Origin of the sequence: Nioella sp. (assembly GCF_964229645.1) — a bacterium.
GTDB lineage: Bacteria > Pseudomonadota > Alphaproteobacteria > Rhodobacterales > Rhodobacteraceae > Nioella.
Genome location: NZ_CAXREX010000329.1, coordinates 1 through 7,284 on the forward strand (window position 1 = coordinate 1; position 7,284 = coordinate 7,284).

Sequence of the window (7,284 nt, forward strand, 5' to 3'; positions counted from 1 at the left end):
TCGAGCCCGACATCGAGCGCCGAAAGGCTCCTCTGTGCGAAATGGGCGAAGACCTCGCCCGCCTCGGTCAGTTCCACCCCGGCGCGGCTGCGCGTGAGCAACACCTTGCCCAGGATCTCTTCCAGTTCCTTGATCGTCTTCGACATGGCGGGTTGCGTCAGGTTCAGCCGATCCGCTGCGCGCTTGAGGCTCTTGTGCCGGACGGCCTCGGTAAAACATTGCACATGGCGCAGCTTGATGCGGCGGCGCAGCTGATAGTTATCAATTTGGGCAACCATACCGCTCAATATCTCATTATCCCCGACGAAACAGTTATGCTACCTCTGGAACAGGACGTCTAGACTGCTATTCGGGGAGGACAGCATGCGCAGCCAGGTCGTGATCGTCGGTGGAGGGCCTTCGGGGCTTTTGCTGGGGCAGCTTCTGCATCGCAGGGGCGTCGACGCGGTGGTGCTGGAGCGCAAGACCCGCGACTACGTTCTCGGGCGCATCCGCGCGGGAATCCTGGAGACCGGCTTCGTCAACCTGATGCGCGAGGCCGGCGTGGCCGAGCGGCTCGACCGGGAATGCTTCATCCACGAGGGCACCCAGATTGCCGACGGCAACGAGATGTTCTCGGTCAATTTCCAGGAGCTGATCGGGGAATCGGTGGTGCTCTATGGCCAGACCGAGGTGACGCGCGACCTTTACGACGCGCGCGAAGCCGCCGGCGCCAGGACCATCTTCAATGTCGATGACGTCGAGATCTGCGGCGCCGATACCGAGGCGCCCTTTGTCACGTTCACCGCGGGCGGCCAGAGCCACAGGATCGACTGCGATTTCGTGGCGGGCTGCGACGGCTTTCACGGTGTCAGCCGCCAGACCATCCCGCTGACGGTGCGCAAGGAATACGAGAAGGTCTACCCGTTCGGCTGGCTCGGCATCCTGTCGGAAACCCCGCCTGTCGATGACGAGCTGATCTACGCCAATTCCGAGCGCGGCTTTGCCCTGTGTTCCATGCGCAACGCCAATCTGAGCCGCTATTACATCCAGTGTTCCCTGTCGGACCGCCCGGAGGACTGGAGCGACGCGGCCTTCTGGGACGAGCTGAGGCGCCGCATCCCAGAGCATGTGGCCGACAAGCTGGTGACCGGGCCCTCGATCGAGAAATCCATTGCGCCGCTGCGCAGCTTCGTGACCGAGCCGATGCGGTGGGGGCGCCTGTTCCTGTGCGGCGATGCCGCCCATATCGTGCCACCCACCGGGGCCAAGGGGCTGAATACCGCCGCCTCGGACATCCATTATCTCTATCACGGTCTGATGCAGTTCTATGAAGACAAGGACAGCGAGGGCATCGACCGCTACTCGGAAAAGGCGCTGGCGCGGATCTGGAAGGCCGAACGCTTCAGCTGGTGGATGACCACGCTGCTGCATCGCTTCCCCGAGATGACCGAGTTCGACCTCAAGATGCAGCAGGCCGATATCGCCTTCCTGCGCGACAACGTGGATGCGCAGCGGGTCATGGCCACCAACTATGTCGGGTTGCCCTTCTGATGCAGGTGGCGCTGGCAAATGGTGTCGGTCTCAACTGGCGCGAGGACGGCGACCCGGCAGGCTACCCCGTGGTCTTTGCCAACTCGCTCGGAACCGACATGCGGCTGTGGGACCAGGTCCTGCCGCTGCTGCCCCGGGGCCTGCGGATCATCCGCTTCGACAAGCGCGGGCATGGTCTGTCGGACTGCCCCCCTGCCCCATATGCGATGGAGGACCTCGTCAGCGACGCAGAGGCGCTGCTGGACGGGTTGGGCCTGCGCGCGTGCGTCTTTGTCGGTCTCTCCATCGGCGGGATGATCGGCCAGGGGCTTGCCGCGCGGCGGCCCGACCTGGTGGCAGCGCTGGTGCTGTCCAATACCGCCGCGAAAATGGGCGATGCGGCCATGTGGCAGACCCGGATCGACGCGATCCGCGCAGGCGGGATAGAAGCGCTGGCCGACGCGGTGATGGAGCGCTGGTTCTCGCCCGCCTTCCTCTCGCGCCCCGAACTAACCGCCTGGCGCAACATGCTGACGCGCACGCCGGTTGAAGGCTATGTCGGCTGCTGCCGCGCCATCGCGGGCGCGGACCTGTCGGAAAGCACCAGCGCCCTCTCGCTGCCGGTTCTGGCCATCGCGGGCCGCGAAGACGGGGCGAGCCCGCCCGCGCTGGTGCAGGGCACCGCCGATATGATCGCGGGCAGCCGCTTCGCGGTGATCGAGGGTGCGGGTCACCTGCCTTGCGTCGAGGACCCCGCCGCCTATGCCGCCCTGCTTAATGATTTCCTGAAGGAGCACGCCCATGTCTGAGCGTTTTGAAACCGGCATGAAGGTGCGCCGCAAGATCCTTGGCGATGCCCATGTGGACCGCGCAGAGGCGGCCAAGACGGCCTTTGACGCGCCCTTCCAGACGCTGATCACCGAAGGTGCCTGGGGCAATGTCTGGGCGTCCGACCGCATCAGCGACAGGGAACGCTCGATGCTGACGCTGGCCCTGCTGGCCGCGCTTGGCAATTTCGATGAAATCCCCATGCATATCCGCGCCACGGCCCGCACCGGGGCCAGCAAGGAAGATGTGCTGGAGGCCTTTCAGCACGTGGCCATCTACGCGGGCGTTCCCCGCGCCAATCACGCGCTGAAGCTGGCCAAGGAAACCTACGCGGAAATGGAACGAGATTAACCCCGGGAAACGCGCGAACGACCCCGGCAGACAGAGGAGCACGCCGCCATGACAAGCCCCGGCGAATTCTACCAGCGGGACCGGATGTGGCATCCGCCCGCCTATGACAAGGACTACAAGACCAGCGTCACGCGCAGCCCGCAATATTCGCTGATCTCGCTGCAGAACTCGGTTTCCGAGATCACCGGGCCGACCTTCGGCCATAACGACGTGGACCCGCTGGACCGTGACCTGATCAAGAACTACGCCAAGCCCGGCGAAAGCCCGATCGGCGAGCGGATCATTGTGCATGGCCGCGTGCTGGACGAACACGGCCGCCCCGTGCCCAACACGCTGGTCGAAATCGGGCAGGCCAATGCGGGCGGGCGCTACCGGCACAAGAAGGACACCTATCTTGCGCCGATCGACCCCAATTTCGGCGGCTGCGGGCGCACGATCACGGATGAGAACGGCTATTACTACTTCCGCACCGTCAAGCCCGGTGCCTACCCGTGGCGCAACTGGGTCAATGACTGGCGGCCCGCGCATATCCACGTCTCGGTTTTCGGCCATGCCTGGACGCAGCGGCTGATCACCCAGATGTATTTCGAGGGCGATCCGCTGATCGCGAGCTGTCCCATCGTCAACACGATCCGCGACAAGGCGGCCATCGGGCAGTTGATCGCCGCGCTCGACAAGAACGCCTCGGTGCCGCTCGACTCGATCGCCTACAAGTTCGACATCGTGCTGCGCGGGCGCCGCTCGACGCTCTTTGAAAACCGGCTGGAGGGGAACTGATGACCCAGACGCTCGATTACCTCAAGGAATCCCCCTCGCAGACGGCGGGCCCCTATGTTCACATCGGCCTGGCCCCCGGCGCCGCGGGCTTCGACATCTACAACCAGGAACTGGGTTGGGACATTGCCGGCCCCAATGCCAAGGGCGAACGCATCCGTGTCGAGGGCATCGTGATCGACGCCACCGGAAGCCCGGTCAAGGACGTGCTGCTGGAGGCCTGGCAGGCCAATGCGGCGGGTCACTACGCCCATCCCCAGGGCGGCGGCAAGGTCGAGCCCGGCTTTCGGGGCTGGGGCCGTGTCATCACCGATTTCGCCACCGGCGAATGGGGATTCGACACGGTCAAGCCCGGCCGCACGCCGGGGCGCAATGTCGGCACCCAGGCCCCGCATATCAACCTGTGGATCGTGGCGCGCGGCATCAATATCGGCCTCAACACCCGGATCTATTTCGAGGACGAGGCCGAGGCCAATGCCGAGGACCCGGTCCTGAACCTGATCGAATGGGAGCGCCGCCGCGCGACGCTGATCGCCAAGCGCAGCGAGCGCGACGGCCAGGCGGTCTACCGCTTCGACATCAAGCTTCAGGGCCAGGACGAAACCGTCTTCTTCGACATTTGACCAAGACACGGCCCGGCGGCAGGATCGCCGGGCCAACCAGCTCAGGAAACGCGACATGACCACCCCTTGCATCATTTGCGTGGCGATCACCGGATCGGTGCCGCGCAAGGAAAACAACCCGGCCGTGCCGATCACCGTCGAGGAACAGATCGAAAGCACGCAGGAAGCCTTCGAGGCAGGGGCCGCCATCGCCCATTGCCACGTGCGCAACGACGACCAGACCCCGACCAGCGACCCCGAGAAATTCGGCCGCCTGATGGAAGGGCTGCACAGGCATTGCCCGGGCATGATCGTGCAATTGTCGACCGGGGGGCGCTCTGGCGCGGGCCAGGCGCGCGGCGGCATGCTGCCGCTGGCCCCCGACATGGCCTCGCTGTCCGTGGGCTCGAACAACTTTCCCACCCGCGTCTACGAGAACCCGCCCGACCTGGTGGAATGGCTGGCCTCGGAAATGCGCAAGTACAACGTGAAGCCCGAGATCGAAGCTTTTGATCTATCGCATATTTTCCAGGCCAAGCTGATGCAGGACCGGGGCGAGCTTCTGGGCACGCCCTACGTGCAGTTCGTGATGGGCGTGAAGAACGCCATGCCGGTCGACCGCGAGGTGTTCGACTTCTACATCCGCACGGTCAAGCGGCTCTTTGGCGAGGACGCGCCCTGGTGCGCGGCCGGGATCGGGGCCAACCAGATCGTCGTCAACGAATGGGCCGTGGCCGCAGGCGGCCATGCCCGCACGGGGCTTGAAGACAACATGCGCCTCGACCGGGAAAGGCTGGCGCCTTCGAATGCCGCGCTGGTCAGCCGCGTGGTCGAGATCTGCGAGCGCCACGAACGCCCGGTGGCCAGCTGGCAGGAGGCCCGCGCCAGCCTTGGGCTGGCCCCGCTGGCCGCCTGAGCCTTCGAAGGATCGCCGCGCCCGGCGCGGCGATCCGCGCGATCCGCAGCGGATCGCGGATCATTTTCCGCCGCAGAAAATGCCCCCGCCAGGCCCGCGGGCCAGCGGCCAGAGCTGCCCGGGTTCAGAGCCCCATGCGCGTCGCATGCGCCGGCGCGAAGGCGCGGGCCGTGGCCAGGCCGTGACCTGCCAGGCGGTGCAGGCGGTCCGGGTCCGGGTGCCGCTCTGCCGCCGCAGCGATGCGGGCATAAAGCGCCGCCAGCAGCGTGTGGATGGTCAGCGCCATGAAGTCATGGGCGTGGGGGCTGGGATCGTCGCCTGCCAGCAGCGCCTGCCGCGCGCGCGCCCAAAGCGCCCCAAGGCCGCCCGTATCCTCGCCAGCAAGAAAGGCCGCGAAAGCCTCGCCCGGCCCCGCCCCCAGAAGCCGGGTTGCCAGCATCCGCTCGTGGATGGCGTTCGCGCCCTCGTAGATCGCGGTGATGCGTGCGTCGCGATAGGTCTGCTCCAGCCGGTATTCCGACAGGTAGCCATAGCCGCCCAGAACCTGCACCCCAAGTTCCGCCGCGCGCATGCCGCCTTCGGTGCAGGCCACCTTGGCGACGGGTGTCAGGAACTCCACGAGGTCGGGCGCATCGCCGCGCTCCATCGCCACGCAGGCCAGGTGGCAGATCGCCCGCCCGCCCATGGCCAATGCGTCGATCTCGGTCAGGATGCGCTGCACATCGGCATGATCGGAAAGCGTCGCGGGGCTGCCATCGGCTTTGCGGCCCTGCTGGCGCTCGGCGGCGTAGGCGCTTGCCACATCATGGGCGCGGGTGGCATGGGCCACACCTTGCAGCGCCACATCGGCGCGGGCGTGGTTCATCATGGTGAACATCGCGGCCAGCCCCTGCCCCTCGGCCCCGATCAGCTCTGCCTCGGCCCCGTCGAAGGCCAGCTGGCAGGTGGGCGAGGCGTGCAGGCCCATCTTTTCCTCGATCCGGGTCACGGTAACCGCGTTGCGCGTGCCATCTGCCCGCGTGCAGGGGCACAGGAACAGCGACAGCCCCTTCACCCCGTTGTCAGAGGTGCGGGCAAGGACGAGGTGCAGGATCCGCGCGCTCATGTCCTGATCGCCGCCCGAGATGAAGATCTTCTCGCCGCTGATCTGCCAATGGTCGCCTGCCCGCGCGGCCCGGCAGCGAATTCGGGCAAGGTCCGAGCCAGCGCCGGGTTCCGTCAGGCACATGGTGGCCAGCGTCTCGCCCGATGCAAGGCCCGGGACATGGCGCGCCTGCTGGTCTTCCGTGCCGAAGCGGGTCAGCACGCGCACCGCGCCGGGCACGAGCCCCGTGACCATCTGCAGGGAATGGTTCGCGCCGGAAAAGATCTCGGACGTGATCGCCAGCATGAGCGCCCCCATGCCCTGCCCGCCGTGCTCCTCTGGCGCGGTCAGGCCGGGCCAGCCCTGCTCGGCATAGGCGCGGTAGACCCCGGCGAAGCCATCGGGCATCCGCACGCGGCCATTTTCCAGCCGGCAGCCCTGCCGGTCGCCCGGTTCATCGAGGGGCGCGATTTCCCCTTCCGCGAAAGCCGCGAAATGGGCCCCGATCTCGCGCGCCATGTCGGGATCCCAGTCCGGGGCGCTGTCCGCGCCTGCCACGTGGGTCAGGGTAAAGAGGATGTCGTCCAGCGGCGCGGCAAAGGGCTTCATCGGGCTCACTCCACGGCGAAAAGGTGCATTTCCACGCCAGACGCGCCACGCGCGCCGCGGCCCACCAGGATCAGCTGATTGACCCAGGCATAACGCGGGTCGCCGCTTTCCAGCCGGGCCGTGGTGCGGAAGTAATACTCGGCGGGGTCCACCGCCTCGCCGCGCGCAAGGCGCGCCATCACCTCGGGCGGGCCGTGCCGGACGCCTTTGTTCACGATCTCGATCAGCGCGCCATCATGGGTTTCCATCGCGTATCGGGTGTCGATATCGGCGGCCCCGTCGGCAAAGATGGTCTGCCAGTCGGCGCCCAGGTTCAGGATGGTGCCGGTCAGCCGTCCGGTGACGGTCCCGCCTGTGATGGGGATGATGCGCCGCTGCCCGGCGCGGCCCGGCCCCATTTCGCGCAAAGGCCCAAGCTCGACATGGAGCGTGCAAAAGGGCGTCAGGCGGGGGGCGTCCATCAGTCCAGCCCCAGAAGCCGCGCGGCATTGCCCTTGATGATGCCTTCGCGCAACTCCTCCTTGATGGCGATCTTCTCGAAATCCGCGAGCCAGCGTTCGGGCGTGATCATCGGCCAGTCAGAGCCGAAGAGAACCTTCTTCTTCAGG

The 7,284-nt window shown here is 66.5% G+C and carries 10 protein-coding genes; 6 read left to right on the forward strand and 4 right to left on the reverse strand.

The features are described from left to right. The coding region (locus ACEQXV_RS20905) for a LysR family transcriptional regulator (RefSeq protein WP_370270798.1) at positions 1-278 on the reverse strand (278 nt) is incomplete at its 3' end. Between the two features lie 85 nt (positions 279-363). On the opposite strand from ACEQXV_RS20905, the gene pobA reads away from it, so the two are divergent. Genes pobA through ACEQXV_RS20935 form a run of 6 tightly spaced genes read left to right on the forward strand, consistent with a single transcriptional unit; the run spans position 364 to position 4,983 of the window. Beyond that, positions 364-1,533 (forward strand): 4-hydroxybenzoate 3-monooxygenase, encoded by a 1,170-nt coding sequence (pobA, locus tag ACEQXV_RS20910; RefSeq protein WP_370270800.1) that lies wholly within the window; start codon positions 364-366, stop codon positions 1,531-1,533. Beyond that, positions 1,533-2,321 (forward strand): 3-oxoadipate enol-lactonase, encoded by a 789-nt coding sequence (gene pcaD / locus ACEQXV_RS20915; RefSeq protein WP_370270801.1) that lies wholly within the window; start codon positions 1,533-1,535, stop codon positions 2,319-2,321. The genes pobA and pcaD overlap by 1 nt, the downstream gene beginning before the upstream one ends. Continuing rightward, the gene (gene pcaC, locus ACEQXV_RS20920) at positions 2,314-2,691 is read left to right on the forward strand and encodes a 4-carboxymuconolactone decarboxylase (protein ID WP_370255080.1); all 378 of its coding nucleotides are present in this window, start codon (positions 2,314-2,316) and stop codon (positions 2,689-2,691) included. The genes pcaD and pcaC overlap by 8 nt, the downstream gene beginning before the upstream one ends. Before the next feature lie 48 nt (positions 2,692-2,739). Beyond that, positions 2,740-3,468, forward strand: a complete 729-nt coding sequence (gene pcaH, locus ACEQXV_RS20925; protein WP_370270802.1) for a protocatechuate 3,4-dioxygenase subunit beta — start codon at positions 2,740-2,742, stop codon at positions 3,466-3,468. Further along, positions 3,468-4,088 (forward strand): protocatechuate 3,4-dioxygenase subunit alpha, encoded by a 621-nt coding sequence (gene pcaG / locus ACEQXV_RS20930; protein WP_370270803.1) that lies wholly within the window; start codon positions 3,468-3,470, stop codon positions 4,086-4,088. Before pcaH ends, pcaG begins: the two co-directional genes overlap by 1 nt. A gap of 55 nt (positions 4,089-4,143) precedes the next feature. Further along, positions 4,144-4,983, forward strand: coding sequence for a 3-keto-5-aminohexanoate cleavage protein (locus ACEQXV_RS20935; RefSeq protein ID WP_370270805.1), 840 nt, complete (start codon positions 4,144-4,146; stop codon positions 4,981-4,983). A 124-nt stretch (positions 4,984-5,107) separates the two neighbouring features. On the opposite strand, the gene ACEQXV_RS20940 is transcribed toward ACEQXV_RS20935, so the two are convergent. From ACEQXV_RS20940 to ACEQXV_RS20950, 3 genes are all read right to left on the reverse strand, one after another. After that, the gene (locus tag ACEQXV_RS20940) at positions 5,108-6,676 is read right to left on the reverse strand and encodes an acyl-CoA dehydrogenase family protein (RefSeq protein WP_370270806.1); all 1,569 of its coding nucleotides are present in this window, start codon (positions 6,674-6,676) and stop codon (positions 5,108-5,110) included. Between the two features lie 5 nt (positions 6,677-6,681). After that, positions 6,682-7,137 carry a DUF3237 domain-containing protein gene (locus ACEQXV_RS20945; RefSeq protein WP_370270807.1) on the reverse strand — a complete coding sequence of 152 codons (456 nt, stop codon included), beginning with the start codon at positions 7,135-7,137 and terminating at the stop codon, positions 6,682-6,684. Continuing rightward, a partial coding sequence (locus ACEQXV_RS20950; protein WP_370270809.1) for an amidohydrolase family protein occupies positions 7,137-7,284 on the reverse strand: 148 nt, incomplete at its 5' end. The genes ACEQXV_RS20950 and ACEQXV_RS20945, both read right to left, overlap by 1 nt.